The 18,922-nt window shown below is 41.5% G+C and carries 29 protein-coding genes; 5 read left to right on the top strand and 24 right to left on the bottom strand.

What is annotated here, in order from left to right:
- Window positions 1-12: 12 nt before the first annotated feature.
- The 22 genes from secY to rpsJ form a co-directional block, all read right to left on the bottom strand.
- Entirely contained in the window at window positions 13-1,302 is a 1,290-nt protein-coding gene (secY, locus tag ERX27_RS03445; protein WP_133431438.1) for a preprotein translocase subunit SecY, read from the bottom strand.
- Window positions 1,302-1,742 (bottom strand): 50S ribosomal protein L15, encoded by a 441-nt coding sequence (gene rplO, locus ERX27_RS03440; protein WP_133431437.1) that lies wholly within the window; start codon window positions 1,740-1,742, stop codon window positions 1,302-1,304. Before rplO ends, secY begins: the two co-directional genes overlap by 1 nt.
- Window positions 1,743-1,771: 29 nt before the next feature.
- Window positions 1,772-1,951 carry a 50S ribosomal protein L30 gene (rpmD, locus tag ERX27_RS03435; RefSeq protein ID WP_133431436.1) on the bottom strand — a complete coding sequence of 60 codons (180 nt, stop codon included), beginning with the start codon at window positions 1,949-1,951 and terminating at the stop codon, window positions 1,772-1,774.
- A 13-nt stretch (window positions 1,952-1,964) separates the two neighbouring features.
- Window positions 1,965-2,462, bottom strand: coding sequence for a 30S ribosomal protein S5 (gene rpsE, locus ERX27_RS03430; RefSeq protein ID WP_133431435.1), 498 nt, complete (start codon window positions 2,460-2,462; stop codon window positions 1,965-1,967).
- 18 nt (window positions 2,463-2,480) lie between these two features.
- Window positions 2,481-2,837, bottom strand: coding sequence for a 50S ribosomal protein L18 (gene rplR / locus ERX27_RS03425; RefSeq protein ID WP_133431434.1), 357 nt, complete (start codon window positions 2,835-2,837; stop codon window positions 2,481-2,483).
- Window positions 2,838-2,862: 25 nt separating this feature from the next.
- Window positions 2,863-3,399 (bottom strand): 50S ribosomal protein L6, encoded by a 537-nt coding sequence (gene rplF / locus ERX27_RS03420; protein WP_133431433.1) that lies wholly within the window; start codon window positions 3,397-3,399, stop codon window positions 2,863-2,865.
- Between the two features lie 28 nt (window positions 3,400-3,427).
- Window positions 3,428-3,826, bottom strand: a complete 399-nt coding sequence (gene rpsH / locus ERX27_RS03415; protein WP_096077492.1) for a 30S ribosomal protein S8 — start codon at window positions 3,824-3,826, stop codon at window positions 3,428-3,430.
- A gap of 29 nt (window positions 3,827-3,855) precedes the next feature.
- Entirely contained in the window at window positions 3,856-4,041 is a 186-nt protein-coding gene (gene rpsN / locus ERX27_RS03410) for a 30S ribosomal protein S14 (RefSeq protein WP_133417847.1), read from the bottom strand.
- A 29-nt stretch (window positions 4,042-4,070) separates the two neighbouring features.
- The gene (gene rplE, locus ERX27_RS03405; RefSeq protein WP_133431432.1) at window positions 4,071-4,610 is read right to left on the bottom strand and encodes a 50S ribosomal protein L5; all 540 of its coding nucleotides are present in this window, start codon (window positions 4,608-4,610) and stop codon (window positions 4,071-4,073) included.
- Window positions 4,611-4,634: 24 nt separating this feature from the next.
- Entirely contained in the window at window positions 4,635-4,940 is a 306-nt protein-coding gene (gene rplX / locus ERX27_RS03400) for a 50S ribosomal protein L24 (RefSeq protein WP_133429849.1), read from the bottom strand.
- A gap of 31 nt (window positions 4,941-4,971) precedes the next feature.
- Window positions 4,972-5,340 carry a 50S ribosomal protein L14 gene (gene rplN / locus ERX27_RS03395; protein ID WP_133429850.1) on the bottom strand — a complete coding sequence of 123 codons (369 nt, stop codon included), beginning with the start codon at window positions 5,338-5,340 and terminating at the stop codon, window positions 4,972-4,974.
- A gap of 29 nt (window positions 5,341-5,369) precedes the next feature.
- Window positions 5,370-5,633 (bottom strand): 30S ribosomal protein S17, encoded by a 264-nt coding sequence (rpsQ, locus tag ERX27_RS03390; protein WP_133431431.1) that lies wholly within the window; start codon window positions 5,631-5,633, stop codon window positions 5,370-5,372.
- Between the two features lie 22 nt (window positions 5,634-5,655).
- Entirely contained in the window at window positions 5,656-5,868 is a 213-nt protein-coding gene (gene rpmC, locus ERX27_RS03385) for a 50S ribosomal protein L29 (protein ID WP_133417843.1), read from the bottom strand.
- Window positions 5,858-6,292, bottom strand: coding sequence for a 50S ribosomal protein L16 (rplP, locus tag ERX27_RS03380; protein ID WP_133431430.1), 435 nt, complete (start codon window positions 6,290-6,292; stop codon window positions 5,858-5,860). The genes rpmC and rplP overlap by 11 nt, the downstream gene beginning before the upstream one ends.
- 2 nt (window positions 6,293-6,294) lie before the next feature.
- On the bottom strand, window positions 6,295-6,948 hold the full coding sequence (gene rpsC, locus ERX27_RS03375; protein ID WP_133431429.1) for a 30S ribosomal protein S3: 654 nt from the start codon (window positions 6,946-6,948) through the stop codon (window positions 6,295-6,297).
- A gap of 27 nt (window positions 6,949-6,975) precedes the next feature.
- Entirely contained in the window at window positions 6,976-7,317 is a 342-nt protein-coding gene (rplV, locus tag ERX27_RS03370; protein ID WP_133431428.1) for a 50S ribosomal protein L22, read from the bottom strand.
- A gap of 24 nt (window positions 7,318-7,341) precedes the next feature.
- On the bottom strand, window positions 7,342-7,620 hold the full coding sequence (gene rpsS / locus ERX27_RS03365) for a 30S ribosomal protein S19 (RefSeq protein WP_133431427.1): 279 nt from the start codon (window positions 7,618-7,620) through the stop codon (window positions 7,342-7,344).
- A gap of 65 nt (window positions 7,621-7,685) precedes the next feature.
- Window positions 7,686-8,516 (bottom strand): 50S ribosomal protein L2, encoded by an 831-nt coding sequence (rplB, locus tag ERX27_RS03360; RefSeq protein ID WP_133431426.1) that lies wholly within the window; start codon window positions 8,514-8,516, stop codon window positions 7,686-7,688.
- Window positions 8,517-8,551: 35 nt separating this feature from the next.
- The gene (rplW, locus tag ERX27_RS03355; protein ID WP_133431425.1) at window positions 8,552-8,827 is read right to left on the bottom strand and encodes a 50S ribosomal protein L23; all 276 of its coding nucleotides are present in this window, start codon (window positions 8,825-8,827) and stop codon (window positions 8,552-8,554) included.
- The gene (rplD, locus tag ERX27_RS03350) at window positions 8,827-9,450 is read right to left on the bottom strand and encodes a 50S ribosomal protein L4 (RefSeq protein WP_133431424.1); all 624 of its coding nucleotides are present in this window, start codon (window positions 9,448-9,450) and stop codon (window positions 8,827-8,829) included. The genes rplW and rplD overlap by 1 nt, the downstream gene beginning before the upstream one ends.
- A 24-nt stretch (window positions 9,451-9,474) precedes the next feature.
- Window positions 9,475-10,137 carry a 50S ribosomal protein L3 gene (gene rplC / locus ERX27_RS03345; protein WP_133431423.1) on the bottom strand — a complete coding sequence of 221 codons (663 nt, stop codon included), beginning with the start codon at window positions 10,135-10,137 and terminating at the stop codon, window positions 9,475-9,477.
- Window positions 10,138-10,162: 25 nt separating this feature from the next.
- Window positions 10,163-10,471 carry a 30S ribosomal protein S10 gene (gene rpsJ / locus ERX27_RS03340; protein WP_133417834.1) on the bottom strand — a complete coding sequence of 103 codons (309 nt, stop codon included), beginning with the start codon at window positions 10,469-10,471 and terminating at the stop codon, window positions 10,163-10,165.
- A gap of 346 nt (window positions 10,472-10,817) precedes the next feature.
- Here rpsJ and ERX27_RS03335 point away from each other — a divergent pair, with 346 nt between their 5' ends.
- Entirely contained in the window at window positions 10,818-11,213 is a 396-nt protein-coding gene (locus tag ERX27_RS03335; RefSeq protein ID WP_133431422.1) for a hypothetical protein, read from the top strand.
- A 588-nt stretch (window positions 11,214-11,801) separates the two neighbouring features.
- Here ERX27_RS03335 and ERX27_RS03330 read toward each other — a convergent pair.
- Together ERX27_RS03330 and ERX27_RS03325 are read right to left on the bottom strand one after the other, a co-directional pair.
- Window positions 11,802-13,139, bottom strand: a complete 1,338-nt coding sequence (locus ERX27_RS03330; RefSeq protein WP_133431421.1) for an NCS2 family permease — start codon at window positions 13,137-13,139, stop codon at window positions 11,802-11,804.
- 143 nt (window positions 13,140-13,282) lie between these two features.
- On the bottom strand, window positions 13,283-15,400 hold the full coding sequence (locus tag ERX27_RS03325) for a DNA topoisomerase III (RefSeq protein ID WP_133431420.1): 2,118 nt from the start codon (window positions 15,398-15,400) through the stop codon (window positions 13,283-13,285).
- Between the two features lie 104 nt (window positions 15,401-15,504).
- Here ERX27_RS03325 and ERX27_RS03320 point away from each other — a divergent pair, with 104 nt between their 5' ends.
- The 4 genes from ERX27_RS03320 to ERX27_RS03305 all read left to right on the top strand — a co-directional run bounded on the left by ERX27_RS03320 (window position 15,505) and on the right by ERX27_RS03305 (window position 18,855).
- Window positions 15,505-16,296: an HAD-IIB family hydrolase gene (locus tag ERX27_RS03320; RefSeq protein WP_165983070.1), complete on the top strand. Its 792-nt coding sequence runs from the start codon at window positions 15,505-15,507 to the stop codon at window positions 16,294-16,296.
- A gap of 1 nt (window position 16,297) precedes the next feature.
- Window positions 16,298-17,116, top strand: a complete 819-nt coding sequence (locus tag ERX27_RS03315; protein WP_165983069.1) for a GNAT family N-acetyltransferase — start codon at window positions 16,298-16,300, stop codon at window positions 17,114-17,116.
- Window positions 17,117-17,199: 83 nt separating this feature from the next.
- The gene (locus ERX27_RS03310) at window positions 17,200-18,054 is read left to right on the top strand and encodes a GRP family sugar transporter (protein WP_133431417.1); all 855 of its coding nucleotides are present in this window, start codon (window positions 17,200-17,202) and stop codon (window positions 18,052-18,054) included.
- Between the two features lie 15 nt (window positions 18,055-18,069).
- Window positions 18,070-18,855: a glucose 1-dehydrogenase gene (locus tag ERX27_RS03305; RefSeq protein ID WP_133431416.1), complete on the top strand. Its 786-nt coding sequence runs from the start codon at window positions 18,070-18,072 to the stop codon at window positions 18,853-18,855.
- The last annotated feature ends 67 nt before the right edge of the window (window positions 18,856-18,922 follow it).

Below are 18,922 nucleotides of genomic sequence, written 5' to 3'. Positions count from 1 at the left end.
TTTTCCCTCCTACTAACGTCTTCTAAATCCTCTATATTCACGTTGATTAAGCTGTGCTTTTAATTGAGCCATTGTTTCAAGTGCTACACCAATAACGATCAGTAAACTTGTACCACCAATACGAAGTGACTGGGGCAAGTTCATAAACGTTGTCGCAATAAGCGGCAGAATCGAAATACCTGCAAGGAATAATGAACCGACAAAAGTTAAGCGATATAATACGCGTGTAATATAGTCTTGCGTTGATTTACCAGGACGAATCCCTGGTACATAACTACCTTGTTTTCTTAAATTCTCTGCCATCTGTTCAGGATTAACCTGTACAAATGCATAGAAGTAAGAGAACGCGATGATCAGAATAATATAGATTACCATGCCGACACCATGTGTAGGGTCTGCATAAGTCGCAATGTTCTGAGCCCAATCTTGAGTCGGGAAGAACATTGTCAGTGTCTTCGGTAACATGAAGAATGCCATAGCGAAGATAACTGGAATAACACCGGCAGCATTCACTTTCATTGGAAGGAATGTTGCTTGTGGTGCAAGACGATTGCCTGTTTGACGTTTAGCATATTGAATCGGAATTTTACGTACTGCCTGCAGTACAAATACCGCACCCGCTGTTAAAAGAATCATACCAATAAGTAAGCCAACTGCTTTCAGGATTGCCATAGTCGTATCTTCAGCACCTACGAAACTCTGCTGATAGAACTGTCCAAGCGCTGTCGGAATAGAAGACAGGATACCAGCGAAGATAATAATAGAAATACCATTACCTACACCGTACTGTGTAATCTGTTCGCCTAACCACACTAAAAATGCAGTACCAGCAGTTAAAACAAGTGCAATCAGCAGGAAGCTCCAGATCGATGTATTCTGAATCAACTGGCCTCCAAGCATGTTGTTAAAGCTATAACTCATTCCTAAACCTTGAATAAACGCTAAGATAATTGTGAAGTAACGCGTAACCTGATTAATCTTCTTACGTCCTACTTCACCTTGCTTAGACCATTCTGTCAGTTTCGGTACAACATCCATCTGCAGAAGCTGCATAACGATAGACGCCGTGATATAAGGCATGATCCCCATTGCAAGAATGGAGAAATTCTTTAGTGCGCCCCCGCCGAATGTGTTGAATAAATCAGTTACACCAGCGTTTGTTTGTGTATCAAAAGCACTTGGGTTAACACCCGGGACCGGAATGTAAGTTCCGATCTTAAAGATTAATAACATTGCGAGTGTAAACAATATCTTGCTACGAATTTCTTTTGTTGTGAAGAAATTCTTGAGTGTCTCAAACATTAGATCACCTCGTGAGTTCCGCCCTTACTTTCAATTGCTTCAATCGCTGAAGCTGAGAATTTATGAGCTTTGACTGTAAGCTTTTTAGACAGTTCACCGTTACCAAGAATTTTGATTCCTGATTTTTCAGCACTTACAACACCAGTTTCAAGTAATAAAGCTGGAGTTACTTCAGTACCTTCTTCGAAACGATCTAATTCGCTTACGTTAACGATAGCATATTCTTTACGGTTGATGTTAGTGAAACCACGTTTTGGAAGACGACGGAATAATGGTAATTGACCACCTTCGAAGCCTAAACGTACGCCACCACCTGAACGAGCTTTCTGACCTTTGTGTCCACGGCCACTTGTTTTACCGTTACCTGAAGCCATACCACGGCCTACACGGTTACGTTCTTTACGAGCACCTTCAACAGGTTTCATCTCATGTAATTTCATTACGGCACCTCCTTAATTAATAATAGAAATTAAATTTCTTTAACTGTCACTAAGTGACTTACTTTATTGATTTGCCCACGAATCGCAGGGTTGTCATCAACTTCAACTGTCTGATGCATTTTTTTGAGACCTAAAGCAGCAACAGTTTTACGTTGTGTTTCAGGACGACCGATGATACTACGAGTGAGGGAAATTTGTAATTTAGCCATTTGTATGCCCTCCTTAATTTAATAGTTCTTCGACTGTTTTTCCACGTAATTGTGCTACTTCTTCAGCCACTTTAAGTTCTTTTAAACCTTCAACAGTCGCGCGGACCATGTTGATTGGTGTGTTTGAACCTAAAGATTTAGATAAGATGTCAGTGATACCTGCTAATTCAAGTACGGCACGCACTGGACCACCAGCGATAACCCCTGTACCAGGTGCAGCTGGTTTGATTAATACGCTACCAGCACCGAAACGACCTGTTACTTGGTGAGGAGTAGTACCCTCTACACGAGGAACAGTGATTAAGTTTTTCTTCGCATCTTCGATTGCTTTTTTGATCGCTTCTGGTACTTCTTGAGCTTTACCAGTACCGAAACCTACGCGACCGTTTTTATCTCCAACGACTACAAGTGCAGTGAAACGCATACGACGTCCACCCTTAACTACTTTAGAAACACGGTTAATCGTAACTACGCGTTCTTCAAATTCTTTTACTTCTCTTTCACGACGCATTAAGTGTCCCTCCTTTTATTAAAATTGAAGTCCGTTTTCACGAGCTGCTTCAGCTAAAGCTTGAACACGGCCGTGGTATAAATACCCTCCGCGGTCAAAGACAACTGCAGTGATACCTTTTTCAACTGCTGCTTTTGCGACTGCTTCGCCTACTTTTTTAGCTGCTTCAACGTTTGATGTTGCATCTAAGTCTAAAGTTTGAGTAGATGCTTGAGCAATTGTAACACCTTGAGCGTCATCAATTACTTGAGCATAAATGTGTTTGTTAGAACGGTATACGTTTAAACGTGGACGCTCAGTTGTACCTGCAAGTTTCGCACGAACACGGGCATGTCTTTTTAAACGTACTTTATTCTTATCGATTTTAGAGATCATGTGAATACTCCTTTCTTTAAGTTAATTACTTACCAGTTTTACCTTCTTTACGACGAACGTATTCGCCTTCGTAACGGATACCTTTACCTTTATAAGGTTCAGGTGGACGAGTAGCACGGATGTTTGATGCGATCGCACCAACGCGCTCTTTAGAAATACCTTCAACTTTTACGCTAGTATTTTTCTCAACAGATAATGTGATACCGTCTTCTGCTACGATTTCAACTGGGTGAGAGTATCCAACGTTAAGGATTAAGTTTTTACCTTGCATTTGCGCACGGTAACCAACCCCGATTAATTCAAGTTTCTTTTCGAAACCTTTAGACACACCTTCAACCATGTTAGCGATTAATGCACGCGTTGTACCATGGATTGTTTTATGTGCTTTAGAATCAGAAGGACGAACAACTTCTAAAGTGTTGTCTTCTAAGTTATAAGTCATTTCTTCGTTAAATGTTCTTGTCAATTCACCTTTAGGACCCTTAACTGTCAGTGTGTGTCCATCAATTTTGATTTCTACACCAGCTGGGATGTCAATAATTTTCTTACCAACACGACTCATCTGTCGGCACCTCCTTCTTTAATAATTCTTACCAGATGTAAGCTAATACTTCTCCACCGATATTACGTTGACGCGCTTCTTTATCAGTTAAAACACCTTCAGAAGTTGAAACTAATGCGATACCTAAACCATTTAATACTTTAGGAAGTTCATCAGCTTTTGCGTATACACGTAAACCAGGTTTAGAGATACGTTTTAAACCAGTGATAACACGTTCGTTGTTTGAACCGTATTTAAGGAACATACGGATAACACCTTGTTTGTCATCTTCGATATATTCTACGCTTTTAACGAATCCTTCACGTTTAAGGATTTCAGCGATTTCTTTTTTAATGTTTGATGCAGGTAATTCTAATTTTTCGTGACGCACCATGTTTGCGTTACGCACACGTGTTAGCATATCTGCGATTGGATCTGACATAGTCATTAAAATTTCCTCCTTTCAACTCTTTGATTTTACCAGCTTGCTTTTTTAACGCCAGGAATCTGACCTTTGTAAGCTAATTCACGGAAACAAATACGGCAAAGTTTAAATTTGCGGATAACTGAATGTGGACGTCCACAACGTTCACATCTTGTATAAGCTTGAACTTTGAATTTAGGTTCACGTTGTTGTTTAACGATCATTGATTTTTTAGCCATTAAGTTTTAGCCTCCTATTAGATTAGAGATTACTTTTGAAATGGCATACCGAATTGAGTTAACAATTCACGAGCTTCCTCGTCAGTGTTAGCCGTTGTAACGATAACGATATCCATTCCTCGTACTTTACTTACTTTATCATAGTCAATTTCAGGGAAAATGAGTTGTTCTTTAACACCTAAAGTGTAGTTACCACGGCCGTCAAACGCTTTGTTTGAGATACCACGGAAGTCACGTACACGAGGAAGTGAAACGTTTACTAATTTGTCGAAGAATTCGTACATTCTTTCGCCACGTAACGTTACTTTCGCACCGATAGGCATTCCTTCACGTAAACGGAATGTTGCGATTGATTTTTTAGCTTTAGTAACCATTGGTTTTTGACCAGTGATTGCTTGAAGTTCTTCAACTGCAGTATCTAATACTTTAGAGTTTTGAACAGCATCACCGATACCCATATTCACAACGATTTTTTCGATTCTTGGTACTTCCATTACTGATGCGTAGTTAAACTTTTTCATCAATTCAGGTGTAATTTCATTATTGAACTTTTCTTTTAAACGAGTCAAAGTGAGAACCTCCTTCCAAGATTATTAAATGATTTCTCCAGACTTCTTCGCAACACGAACTTTTTTACCGTCTTCTACTTTGTAGCCGACACGTGTTGGTTTGTTTGTTTTAGGATCCAGTAACATAACGTTTGATACATGAATCGCAGCTTCGCGCTCTTCGATTCCGCCTTCAGGATTCATTTGTGTTGGTTTTTGGTGTTTTTTGATGATGTTAACACCTTCAACTACAACGCGATCTTTTTTAGGAAGTGCTTCAATTACAGTTCCTGTTTTACCTTTATCTTTACCTGTGATAACGATAACTTTGTCGCCTTTTTTTACGTGCATGTCGAGACACCTCCTCAATTTTTAGTGGTTATTATAATACTTCAGGTGCTAATGAAACGATTTTCATGAAGTTGCCGTCACGTAATTCACGAGCAACTGGTCCGAAGATACGTGTTCCACGAGGACCTTTGTCGTCACGGATGATAACACAAGCGTTCTCATCGAATTTGATGTAAGAACCGTCGTTACGGCGTACACCAGATTTAGTACGAACGATTACTGCTTTAACAACGTCACCTTTTTTAACAACGCCACCTGGTGTAGCATTTTTAACAGTACATACAATAACGTCACCAATGTTAGCTGTTTTACGGCCAGATCCGCCTAATACTTTAATAGTTAATACTTCACGGGCACCAGAGTTGTCTGCTACTTTTAAGCGTGATTCCTGTTGGATCATTCTGAGTTACCTCCTTTATCTTATATTGATTAAATAATGATTGATTCTTCAACTACTTCAACTAAACGGAAGCGTTTTGTAGCTGATAAAGGACGTGTTTCCATAATTCTTACGATATCGCCCATTTTAGCTGTATTGTTTTCATCATGTGCTTTATATTTTTTCGTATACTTGATACGTTTGCCGTATAAAGAATGTGTTTTGTAAGTTTCTACTGACACTGTAATTGTTTTATCCATTTTGTCAGATACAACTTTACCAGTGTAAACTTTGCGGTAATTTCTTTCGCTCACTAGAGTGTCCTCCTCTTTTCAATTATTTTTGTTCAGTTTTTTGTTGCTCAATTTCTCTTGCACGTACAACAGTTTTCATTCGCGCGATTGATTTCTTTACTTCACGAATACGTGCTGTATTTTCAAGTTGACCTGTAGCTAACTGAAAGCGTAGGTTGAAAAGTTCCTCTTTAAGCGCTTTTACTTTTGATTCAATTTCAGAAGTGGTTAAATCTCTAATTTCCTTAGCTTTCATTTGTGTCACCACCCAATTCTTCACGTTTTACAAACTTAGTTTTCACTGGAAGTTTGTGAGATGCTAAACGTAATGCTTCACGAGCTGTTTCTTCTGGAACACCAGCGATTTCAAACATAATACGTCCAGGTTTTACTACTGCTACCCATCCTTCAACGGCACCTTTACCAGAACCCATACGTACTTCTAAAGGTTTTTTAGTGTAAGGTGTATGTGGGAAGATTTTGATCCAAACTTTCCCGCCACGTTTCATGTAACGAGTCATTGCGATACGGGCAGATTCGATTTGACGTGATGTGATCCAAGCAGTTGTTGTTGCTTGTAAACCATATTCACCAAATGTTACTTCATTTCCGCCTTTTGAACGACCAGTTGTTTTAGGTCTATGTTGACGACGGTATTTTACACGTTTCGGTAATAACATTATTATTTTCCTCCTTCACTAGACTTCTTAGTAGGAAGAACTTCTCCACGGTAGATCCATACTTTAACACCTAATTTACCATAAGTAGTGTCTGCTTCAGCATGTGCGTAATCGATGTCAGCACGTAATGTATGAAGTGGAACAGTTCCTTCAGAATATTGCTCAGCACGTGCGATATCCGCACCACCTAAACGACCTGATACTTGAGTTTTGATACCTTTAGCACCAAGTTTCATAGCACGTTGAATTGCTTGTTTCTGAGCGCGACGGAATGATGCACGGTTTTCTAATTGACGAGCGATGTTTTCAGCAACAAGTGTTGCATCCATATCAACTTTCTTGATTTCAACAACGTTGATGTGTACGCGTTTGCCAGTTAAACCGTTTAAGTTGTTACGTAATTTTTCGATTTCAGAACCGCCTTTACCGATAACCATACCAGGTTTACCAGTGTGGATAGCGATATTAACGCGATTAGCTGCACGTTCGATTTCTACACGAGAAACAGAAGCGTCTTTTAAGTTTTCTGCGATATATTTACGAATTTTTAAGTCTTCGTGTAACAGAGTAGCGAAATCTTTTTCTGCATACCATTTCGCATCCCAGTCACGGATGATACCGACACGAAGTCCGATAGGATTAATTTTTTGACCCACTGTATTCCCTCCTTAATGAGATATTAATTATTTAGCTTCTTTATCTGCTACTACGATAGTGATATGACTAGTACGTTTGTTGATCGCGCTCGCACGGCCTTGTGCACGTGGGCGGAAACGTTTTAAAGTCGGACCTTCGTTAGCATATGCTTCTTTAACCACTAAAGTGTCGATGTTCATTTCGTAGTTATGCTCAGCGTTTGCTAAAGCTGACATTAATAATTTTTCCACTACTGGTGAAGATGCTTTATTTGTTAATTTTAAGATGGCAATTGCTTCGCCAACTTCTTTACCTCGGATAAGATCTAAAACTAATCTCACTTTACGAGGTGCGATACGGATTGTTCTTGCTACCGCTTTTGCTTCCATGGTTTCTCCTCCTTAAATATGAAATTAGCGTTTAGTTTTCTTGTCGTCTGCACCGTGACCTTTGTAAGTACGTGTAGGTGCGAATTCGCCTAATTTGTGTCCAACCATATCTTCAGTTACGAATACAGGCACGTGTTTACGTCCATCGTATACTGCGATAGTGTGGCCGATGAAGTTAGGGAAAATAGTAGAGCGACGAGACCAAGTTTTAATTACTGATTTTTTAGTGTTTGCTTCCATTGCTTCAACTTTTTTCATTAAGTGATCGTCAACGAAAGGTCCTTTTTTAAGACTACGAGCCATTGTGGCGCCTCCCTCTTATCCTGCTGTACACTGCGGCTTATGCCGCAGTCAGCAAGTTGATTTTATTATTTCTTACGTCCACGAACGATAAGTTTGTTAGAACGGTTTTTCTTTTTACGAGTTTTCTTACCAAGGGTTGGTTTACCCCATGGAGACATTGGAGATTTACGTCCGATTGAAGTACGTCCTTCACCACCACCGTGTGGGTGATCGTTAGGGTTCATTACAGAACCACGAACAGTTGGGCGTTTGCCTTTCCATCTAGAACGACCGGCTTTACCGATGTTGATAAGTTCGTGTTGTTCGTTACCTACTTGACCGATTGTAGCACGGCAAGTTGAAAGGATCATACGAACTTCACCAGATTTAAGACGAACAAGAACGTATTTACCTTCTTTACCAAGTACTTGAGCAGATGTACCAGCTGAACGTACTAACTGACCACCTTTGCCTGGTTTTAACTCGATATTGTGGATAACTGTACCGACTGGGATGTTGATAAGTGGTAATGCGTTACCTACTTTAATATCTGCTTCTGGACCGTTGTTGATTTCTTGACCAACAACTAAGCCTTTAGGCGCGATGATATAACGTTTTTCACCATCTAAGTAGTGGATTAATGCGATATTCGCTGAACGGTTTGGATCGTACTCGATAGTAGCGACTTTACCTGGAATACCATCTTTATTACGTTTGAAATCAATAACACGGTACTGACGTTTATGACCGCCACCTCTGTGACGTACAGTCAATTTACCTTGGTTGTTACGACCCGCTTTTCTCGGAAGGGGCTCAAGTAATGACTTTTCAGGTGACGTTGACGTAATTTCAGCGAAATCTGAACCTGTCATATTACGACGACCGTTTGTTATTGGCTTATAATGTTTAATTGCCATTGTCGTTTTACCTCCTTAATGGTAAATGTTTATTTTTAGTTGAAGAAATCGATTGATCCTTCTTTTAATGTAACGATTGCTTTTCTACGTTTGTTTGTGTAGCCAGTGTAGCGACCTACACGTTTCTTTTTCGCTTTGTAGTTCATTACGTTCACTTTATCAACTTTAACGTTGAAGATTTCTTCAATCGCAATTTTGATTTGAGTTTTGTTAGCGCGAGTGTCTACATCGAATGTATACTTCTCGTCAGCCATCTGCTCAGATGAACGTTCAGTGATTACGGGGCGCTTAATGATATCGCGAGCTTCCATTAACCGAGCACCTCCTCTACTTTTTGAACTGCTGCTTGAGTCATCACTACTTGGTTAGCATGAACGATATCTAAAACGTTCAGACCAGATGCAGTTACAACTGTCACACCAGGGATGTTACGAGCTGATAAGAACACGTTAATGTCTTCAGCGTCAATAACGAAAAGTACTTTTTTAGGCAATTCAAGTGTCGTTGCCATTGATTTGAATTCTTTTGTTTTTGGAGCATTGAATGTTAATGCATCAAGAACTGTGAATTCGTTGTCTCTTACTTTAGCTGATAATGCTGAACGAAGCGCTAAGCGGCGCATCTTCTTAGGCATTTTGTAAGAGTAGCTTCTTGGTGTTGGTCCGAATACGATACCACCACCACGCCATTGTGGCGCACGGATTGTACCTTGACGAGCACGGCCAGTTCCTTTTTGTTTCCAAGGTTTACGTCCACCACCGCGTACTGCTGAACGGTTTTTTACTGAGTGCGTACCTTGACGAAGTGAAGCACGTTGAAGATTGATTGCTTCGAATAATACATGTTGATTAGGTTCGATACCGAATACGTTGTCGTTTAATTCGATTGAACCTGCTTTAGATCCATCTACTTTTAATACATCATAATTAGCCATTATGTTATGTCCTCCTTTCAGCTATTATTTATTGCCTTTTTTAATTGAAGTCTGGATTTTAACTAATCCTTTTTTAGGTCCTGGAACATTACCTTTAACTAAGATAACGTTGTTTTCAACATCAACTTTAACGATTTCTAAGTTTTGCATAGTAACAGTATTACCGCCCATACGGCCTGGTAATGCTTTACCTTTAAATACTTTAGAAGCGTCAGATGCCATACCCATTGAACCTGGGCGTCTGTGGTAACGAGAACCGTGACTCATTGGTCCACGTGACTGTCCGTGGCGTTTGATTGCGCCTTGGAAACCTTTACCTTTTGAAGTTCCTGTCACGTCAACGATGTCACCAGCTTGGAATGTATCCACAGTGACTTCTTGACCTACTTCGTATTCAGAAGCATCTACGTTTCTGAATTCACGAATGAAGCGCTTAGGCGCTGTGCCTGCTTTTTTAGCATGGCCTTCAGCTGGCTTAGTTGCATATTTATTAGACTTACGGTCTTTTTTGTATGCTTGTTTGTCTTCGAAACCGATTTGAATTGATGAGTAACCATCAACTTCGTCAGTTTTCTTTTGTAATACAACGTTTTGTGCTGCTTCTACTACAGTTACTGGAATTAACTCACCGTTTTCAGCGAATACTTGAGTCATTCCCACTTTTCTTCCTAAGATTCCTTTGGTCATCGAAAGTCGCACCTCCTACTTTAAATTATAATTTGATTTCGATGTCTACGCCTGACGGTAAGTTTAAGCCCATAAGAGCATCAACTGTTTTAGGTGTAGGGTTAACAATGTCGATAAGACGTTTGTGTGTGCGTTGCTCAAATTGCTCACGTGAGTCTTTGTATTTGTGCACGGCACGGATGATTGTATAAACTGTTTTTTCAGTTGGTAACGGAATCGGACCAGATACTTCAGCACCTGAACGTTTCGCTACTTCTACAATCTTCTCAGCTGATTGATCGATCACACGGTGATCATAAGCTTTCAAACGAATACGAATTTTTTGTTTTGCCATTATTTTACCTCCTCTTGATATCGTCTATTTTGGTTTGATAGACTTCTCCACGAAAATTGTCTCACACATCGCCATGGCAAAGCGGCCGGGTGTGTCAGTAACCTCTCGCTTCATCGCTTTTAAAAGTCCAACAGTAGATATAATACAGGACTTCACTGTAAAAATCAACACTTTACACTAGAAATGTTGATTTTATTTTCAAACCGTATTTTTATATTCTACCGATTATCAGTGCTGGGTGCAAGTCATTATAATTAAGGAATTTTGCCAAAGATAGTATAATAGAAGTATCTTCCATTAGAAAGAGCATGTATGGATGGAAGACGACAAACAAGGAGGTTATTTAATGAAAAGTTCATTTCGTATTTTATTCTTAGTACTAGGTATTATCGCATTGATGCGTGAAGCATTTTTTGGCTTACCGATTATCGGCGACCTGTATGTGTTATCTACAGCCTGGGCTCCAATTGGTACTAGTTTAATCATTTATGGTCTTATGATTGCCGCGATGCTTGCTGATCAATATGGACGTTCTAAAGAACTTTTATGGGTACCGATTGTAGGGATTGTTTTCAGTCTCATATCATTCGTTCCTATCGTTGCAATGATTCTTCACTGGGTGATGACATTTATTATGATTTACTTCATCATCCGCGTCATGTCATTCCCGAAACAAGTCGGTAACACACACGTCTACTACGGTGGGGATACAGATAAAACAGTGAATAGAAGATATGAATAGAAAAATCGACTGTCCTTAACTAAGGGCGGTCGATTTTTTTGCGGGGATATTTATGCAAAGACTGGAGTTATCAGCGTTATTTACCGTTTATCGCTGGTAACTCCCTGGTTCAGCCTCTTTATCCTGAGTTATTGGTGATATTTACCGTTTATCGCTGGTAACTCCTTGGTTCAGCCTCTTTATCCTGAGTTATCAGCGATATTTACCGTTTATCGCTGGTAACTCCTTGGTTCAGCCTCTTTATCCTGAGTTATTGGTGATATTTACCGTTTATCGCTGGTAACTCCTTGGTTCAGCCTCTTTATCCTGAGTTATCAGCGATATTTGCCGTTTATCGCTGGTAACTCCTTGGTTCAGCCTCTTTATCCTGAGTTATTGGTGATATTTACCGTTTATCGCTGGTAACTCCCTGGTTCAGCCTCTTTATCCTGAGTTATTGGTGATATTTACCGTTTATCGCTGGTAACTCCCTGGTTCAGTCTCTTTATCCTGAGTTATCAGCGATATTTGCCGTTTATCGCTGGTAACTCGACATGCCCCCCACCCCTATCTCGCACCAAAACAAAAAAAGAATGGCCGCAGCCATTCTTATGAATGTTGTACAAATATGAAGTAAAGAACAAACACGATAAAGAGTACATACATAATAGGATGAATCTCTTTTCTTCTGCCTGCCATAATCATTGTAATCGGATAGAAGATAAATCCACAGGCGATACCTGTTGCGATTGAATATGTCAGCGGCATCATGATCATCGTCAGGAATGCCGGTACCGCGATTTCAAAACGGTCCCATTCGATTTTACTTAAGTTAGAGACCATAAGTACACCAACAATCACGAGTGCCGGTGCTGTTACAGCACTCGTCACGACCGCCATCAGTGGCGAGAAGAATAAGGCTAATGCAAAGCAAAGTGCTGTGATTACACTGGCAAAACCTGTACGTGCACCGACTGCTACACCTGCTGATGATTCAATGTAAGAAGTTGTTGTTGAAGTACCGAAGACTGCACCAGTCATTGTCGCGAGTGAATCCGCAAAGAGTGCACGGCCAGCACGTGGTAATTTATTGTCTTTAACAAACCCTGCCTGGTTCGCTACAGCCACTAATGTCCCTGCTGTATCAAAGAAATCGATGAAAAGGAATGTCAGTACGACTGCAACGAAATGCCATGTCAGTAACTGGCCAGGATCCTGAAACGCTTCAAATGCTTTACCGAATGTCGGTTCAACACTTGGAACCTGGCTGATGATCTGTTTTGGCGGATCAATCAGACCAAATATCATACCGAAGATAGCTGTCAGCATCATCCCGATAAAGATACTGCCTGGTACTTTACGTGCCATTAAAATGACAGTAATGACGATACCCCCGACTGCAAGTAGGACATGCGGGTCGTGGATGTTACCGATTGTTACCAATGTCGCTTTACTTGGCGCGACAATGCCTGCACCTTTTAATCCGACAAAAGTAATAAAGAGACCGATACCTGCTGAGACGGCCATCTTCAGTTCGAACGGTATGGCGTTGATGATCGTTTCACGCCAGCCGCTCATGGTTAAAAGCGCAAAAATCAGTCCTGAGAAGAGAACACCTGTCAGACCAATCTGCCACGGGATACCGTATGTCAGAACAACTGTGAACGCGAAGAATGCATTCAGTCCCATACCTGGTGCGAGTGCGATCGGATAATTGGCGATAAGTCCCATGAAGAGACAGCCGACGATTGAAGCAAGGATCGTTGCAACGAATACTGCGCCTGCATCCATACGCATTGCGTCTGGCAGATCAGGCACATCTTTAAGTGATAACATCGCTGGATTGACAGCTAGAATATAGGCCATTGATAAGAAAGTAGTAAGACCACCGAGAATCTCGCGCTTATAGTTAGTGCCGAGTTCATCGAATTTAAAATAATTCTTCATATTAACTCCTTACGTTCTTTTTTAAAATACTTGTATATTCTATTACGCGACTCAGTAAAAAGCAATAAGAAATCGAACATTCATAATAAATAATCCTTTTTTGTTCGTTATTTAACTAAAAAAGACTACCTCTATAGGCAGTCTCATAATTTCAATCCTTTTAATGCATCGGCAAACGGGTTATTGACTGGTTCTTCTTTCTGCGTATACTTCTTGATGTCATTACGTGATACTTTTCCTGTTTTCTTGGAACTGAATCTCTTATCCATCTGTTCCTGCGTCTCATGGAATCCGCATGTACAGCTGTACATCGCCTTCGGTCCTTTGCCATGGAGCGTCAGCTTCTTCTTACAGTTCGGACAGCGGGCATTCGTCTTACGCTGGACATTTTTCTTCGTCTTACACTGCGGATCCTGACAGACCAGCATCTTCGTATTCTTCGTCTTGATTTCGAGCATAAACTTACCACACGTCGGACATTCAGTTGACGTCAGATTGTCATGCTTGAATTTATCTTCACTGTCTTTGATTCCTTGAATCAGCTGTTCCGTAAATGTTCTCATTTCACCGATAAACGCTTTTCGGTTGTATTTACCGCGTTCAATCAGCGTCAGTTTGTGTTCCCACTCTGCTGTCAGTTCCGGCGATTTCAGTTCAGCAGGCGCAAGTTCCAGCAGCTGTTTCCCTTTATTAGTGACGCGAAGTTTGCCGTCAGACGATTCAATGGCATTCAGATTATAAAGCTTCTCTATAATATCTGCTCTTGTCGCTACGGTACCAATACCCCCTGTTTCTTTCAGGGTTGAACGACTTTCTTTATCCAGCTTGAAGATAGCTGCAGGATTTTCCATCGCTTTCAGCAGCGTTCCCTCATTGAAATATGGAGGCGGTGTTGTTTCACCGTATGTCTTCGTTAGCTTTGCATTTAAGCGGTCACCTTTTTTGAATGCCAGTGCAGCTCTTTCAGTCAGCTGTTCATATAAAGCTTTAAAACCAAGTTCGACTGGTCGTTCGTGTTTCGCAGTGAAGACCGTGTCGCCGATCGTCACTTTCACGGTCTGCAGTTCATAACGATAAGGTTTTAAGAGTACGCTCAGGAACCGTTCTGCAATCAGCTCATATATATGACGTTCGCGGAGCGTCAGATCACCCGGACGCGCCTTGACTTCTGTCGGCACAATCGCATGGTGATCGGATACTTTTGAATCATCAATAAAATGTTTGCTGCCTTTAATCTGTGTCTTGATCAGTTCAACGACAACAGGTCTGAACTGCGTGCCGCTGAGTGCTGCGACGCGGTCACGAAGTGTTGGTACCATATCTTCTGTTAAATAGTTGGCATCTGTTCGGGGATACGTCACCAGTTTATGGCTTTCATATAAGTTCTGCATCGTACTCAGCGTTTCTTTAGCAGAGTATTTGTAGCGTTTATAAGCTTCCTGCTGAAGTGATGTCAGGTCATACAGTTTATCAGGATATTTCTTTTTCTCCTGACTGTCGACAGCATTCACGACCGCTTCAAGTCCCTGCAGCTTTTTCTGCAGCTCATCTATCTGTCTTTCATCAAAAATCTGATTTGGCCCGCTGAACTTCGTACCATTTATAACTGCTTCAAGTCCGTAATATTTACGCGCCTTAAACTGATTGATTTCATCCTGACGCAGCTTGACCATCTGCAATGTCGGCGTCTGAACGCGACCTGTAGATAACTGTGCATCATATTTAGTCGTCAGTGCACGTGTTGCATTGATACCGACAATCCAGTCAGCCTCACTTCGTGCCAAAGCAGCATCGTACAGCCCCTGATACTGGCGGCCGTCTTTTAATTGATTGAAGCCATCTTTAATCGCTTTATCAGTGACCGAGCTGATCCAGAGACGTTTAACAGGTTTTTCCCCTTTACACTTCTCCAGTATGAGTCGTGCCACCAGTTCTCCTTCGCGGCCGGCATCTGTCGCGATGATGATTTCATTGACATCACTGCGCTCTATCTGATGTTTCACTGTATTGAACTGCTTACGCGTCTTACCGATGACGACCGTCTTCATATACTTCGGCAGAATCGGCAGTTCGTTTAAGTCCCATGTCTTATACTTATTGTCGTATTGTTCCGGGTCTGCATTCGTCACTAAATGACCTAATGCCCATGTGACGATATAACGGTTGTTTTCCATATAGCCTTCTTTTTTCTGATTGCAGCCGAGGACACGTGCAATATCACGCGCAACAGACGGCTTCTCAGCAAGTACGACTGATTTCATCCTATCATTCCTTCTCGTAAAGTCATTGCATCATTATAGCATTCTTTCAGTTGAGTTCACATCTTAAGTACTGTATGCTATTTGAAAATAAGGAGGTTTTCTGCATGCTGTTTCCTGAATCAATCCGCACACTTGTCTGCTCTGATTTTGATGAAACTTACTTCGCCCATGACCGAAATAATGCTAAAGACGTTAAAGCACTCATGGATTATCTGAACAAAGAACGCCACCTGCTGTTCGGTATCGTCTCCGCCAGCACGCTTGATATGATTAAAGGCTGTCTAGACGAAATGGAGATGGAATATCCTCACTTCATTGCCTGTAATTCTGGTACAGAACTCTACTATTATAAAGACGGCGAAGAAATTTATGACCTTGACTACGAAAAGATGCTGATGCAGCAAGGTTTTACAAAGTCGACGATTCTGGATGTTGAAAAATCACTTGCAGACCGTGACATCCAGCTGATGGTACAGGAACTTTTTGTAGATGCGCCTTTCTCACGTAATTATTATTATCGTGAAACAAATAGAGAGGAAGACGAACGCCGGTTCCAGCAGATACGCGCTACGGCAGAAGCACAGCACTTAATCGTCAACATCAGTAAATGCAATCCGTTGATCGGTGACCCTGCTGACTGTTACGATGTGGACTTTTTCCCGGAGAGTGCGGGTAAAGATGCCATCGTGCGTTATCTTATCCAGAAATATGACATCGACTTTGACGAGACTTATGCGTTTGGTGACAGCGGCAATGATATTAAGATGCTAAATGCAGTCAAACATGGGTATTTAGTGAGTAACGCAACAGCTGAAGCGAAAGAACGACATTTAAAACATGCAGACTTCCCTTACAACAAAGGCATCCTCTCTATTCTTGAAAGAAGGAGCGAGTGATATGGATATTAAAAAGACAGCTCAGTTTATTCATAGATTGAATCAGACACCCGAGCACCGCGTGGGCTATCTTCCGCGGTCTATTGAAGCGATCGAAACGTTACTTAGTAACCTGGCTGACGATGATATCATCATGAAAGATCAGACATTTATCGGCATAATCAGAGAAGAAGATTCCGCGAAAGTAATCGGCCCGCTGACGACTGATTTCAATTTGGATGCGATTTATGACATGTGGCGCACTTTAACTCATCGCCATCCGGATATCAAAACATATGAATTCTATATTGATGACCGCTACCAGTTCGGTCAGCAGGCGATGAAATCATTGAAAACCCAGTACTTAGGTACGCAGTACACGATGACAGCAGAACAACTGACTGATGACATCGATACGAGACAAGTCATTAAATACAGCCCTATCTATAAGAAGAGTTTCTGTGAACTGCTGAAAAACCTATATGTTGACGTCTCTGAGAAGAAAAAAGAGATTCTTGATTCTCTTGATGATCACTATGAACTCTTCCTGTTACTCAGTGAAGGAATCGTCAAAGGCTATGTTATTCTGGAAGTGAATGACCAGGCTGTCTGCTATATCGATCATGTAGAGACACATAAACATTATCGCCAGCAAGGTATCGGTCACAAACTGGTCGCACATGCAGCGAAGCATGCGTTTAACGAACATCAGGCGATAGCCATCCAGCTCGTTGTTGAAGATAAGCGAAAACGTGCGATTGAATTTTACGAGAAACTCGGTTTCAAGAAGACTGACGAAATGCATCACTTTAAATATACGATTGACTCGGGCGACCTTTAAGGTCGTCTTTTTTGCGTATCACGTATGTTTTACAGGTGTCATGAAGGGAATGAAAAACTAACAGCATAGTAAAGGAGCTTTTAATGGATATTCTCATCGCATTATTACCGGCGCTTCTCTGGGGAAGCGTCGTTCTCATCAACGTCAAAGTCGGCGGCTCGCCTTATGAGCAGATTATGGGAACAGTTATCGGTGCTTTTCTGATTGGTATCGGCGTCTATATCTTCGTTCAGCCGGAGCTGAGCTGGAAGATACTGCTGGTCGGTGCCGTTTCTGGTGCTTTCTGGGCACTCGGTCAGGGTAACCAGCTGAAGAGTGTCGATATGATCGGCGTTTCCCGTACAATGCCCATTTCTACAGGGATGCAGCTCGTCGGCACTACTTTAATTTCGGTCCTCTTCTTCAATGAATGGAGTAGTACCACGTCCGTTATACTCGGTCTTACAGCACTTGCCTTACTAGTTGGCGGAGTTATTCTCACTTCGCTGAAAGGCGATAAAGACGACGAAGATAAAAAAGGCGGACTCGCCAAAGCGATTCCGATTCTGCTCATTTCAAGTATCGGCTATATCACTTATGTCGTCATCGGCCAGTTCTTCGGGGTCGAAGGCTGGGATGCTTTATTCCCGCAGGCTATCGGTATGGTACTCGGCGGATTACTCTTAAGTTTCAAACATAACCCTGGACAGAAAGCTGTTCTGAAGAACATTCTACCGGGTATCGTCTGGGCGCTGGGTAACATGGCGATGTTCTATTCACAGCCTCGTGTAGGCGTTGCCACTAGTTTCTCATTCTCACAGATGCTCGTCGTTGTTTCTACGCTCGGCGGAATCTTTTTACTCAAAGAAAAGAAAACGAAGAAGCAGTACATCAGCATCGCTATCGGTATTGTCCTGATTATTGCCGCTGCCTTTTTACTCGGTTATGCAAAAGAATAATAAGGAGGAAATTCAATGTATTCTGATTTAAAAGATAAAGTCGTCGTCATTACAGGTGCTTCAAGTGGTACCGGTAAAGCGATGGCAGAAGAATTCGGTAAAAACGGAGCAAAAGTGGTCGTCAATTATAACTCCAGCCAAGAAGAAGCAGAGAGGGTCGCTGAAACAGTCAAACAAAATGGTGGACAGGCCGTCACTAAGCAAGCGGATGTGTCAAATGAAGAAGATATTCTCGCGCTTATTCAGACCGCTATTGATGAATTTGGCAGTCTGGATATCATGGTCAACAACGCCGGCACAGAAAAAGCGATTCCGACTGTTGAGATGACAGCAGAAGAATTCAAACGCGTCATGGATATCAATTTGACAGGTGCTTTTATCGGCAGCCGGGAAGCTGCTAAATACTTCATTGAGCATGATATCAAAGGAAATATCATCAATATCTCCAGCGTTCATGACATCATCCCGTGGCCGAATTACGTCAATTATGCTGCAAGTAAAGGCGGTATGAAGCTGATGATGGAAACGATGAGTATGGAATTTGCGCCTAAAGGAATCCGCGTCAATAATATCTCACCTGGTGCCATTATGTCGGCACATACGCGTGACAAGTTCACAGATCCTGAGACACTCGCTCAGACTGAGAAAATGATTCCTATGGGTATGATCGGTCAACCTGAGCAAGTTGCGACTGTTGCGACATTCCTTGCCAGTCAGAATGCCAGCTATATTACAGGAGAAACCATCTACGTCGATGGCGGTATGACAAAGTATCCGTCATTCATGGGCGGTAAAGGCTAAAATAAAAAACGCGCTGAATTTCAACAATTCAGCGCGTTTTTTGTTATGATAGATGAAAATAAAGAGG

The organism is Macrococcus brunensis (genome assembly GCF_004359615.1).
Classification (GTDB): domain Bacteria; phylum Bacillota; class Bacilli; order Staphylococcales; family Staphylococcaceae; genus Macrococcus; species Macrococcus brunensis.
Note: the sequence above shows the minus strand (reverse complement) of the source record. Positions and strands in the feature narration are given on the sequence as shown.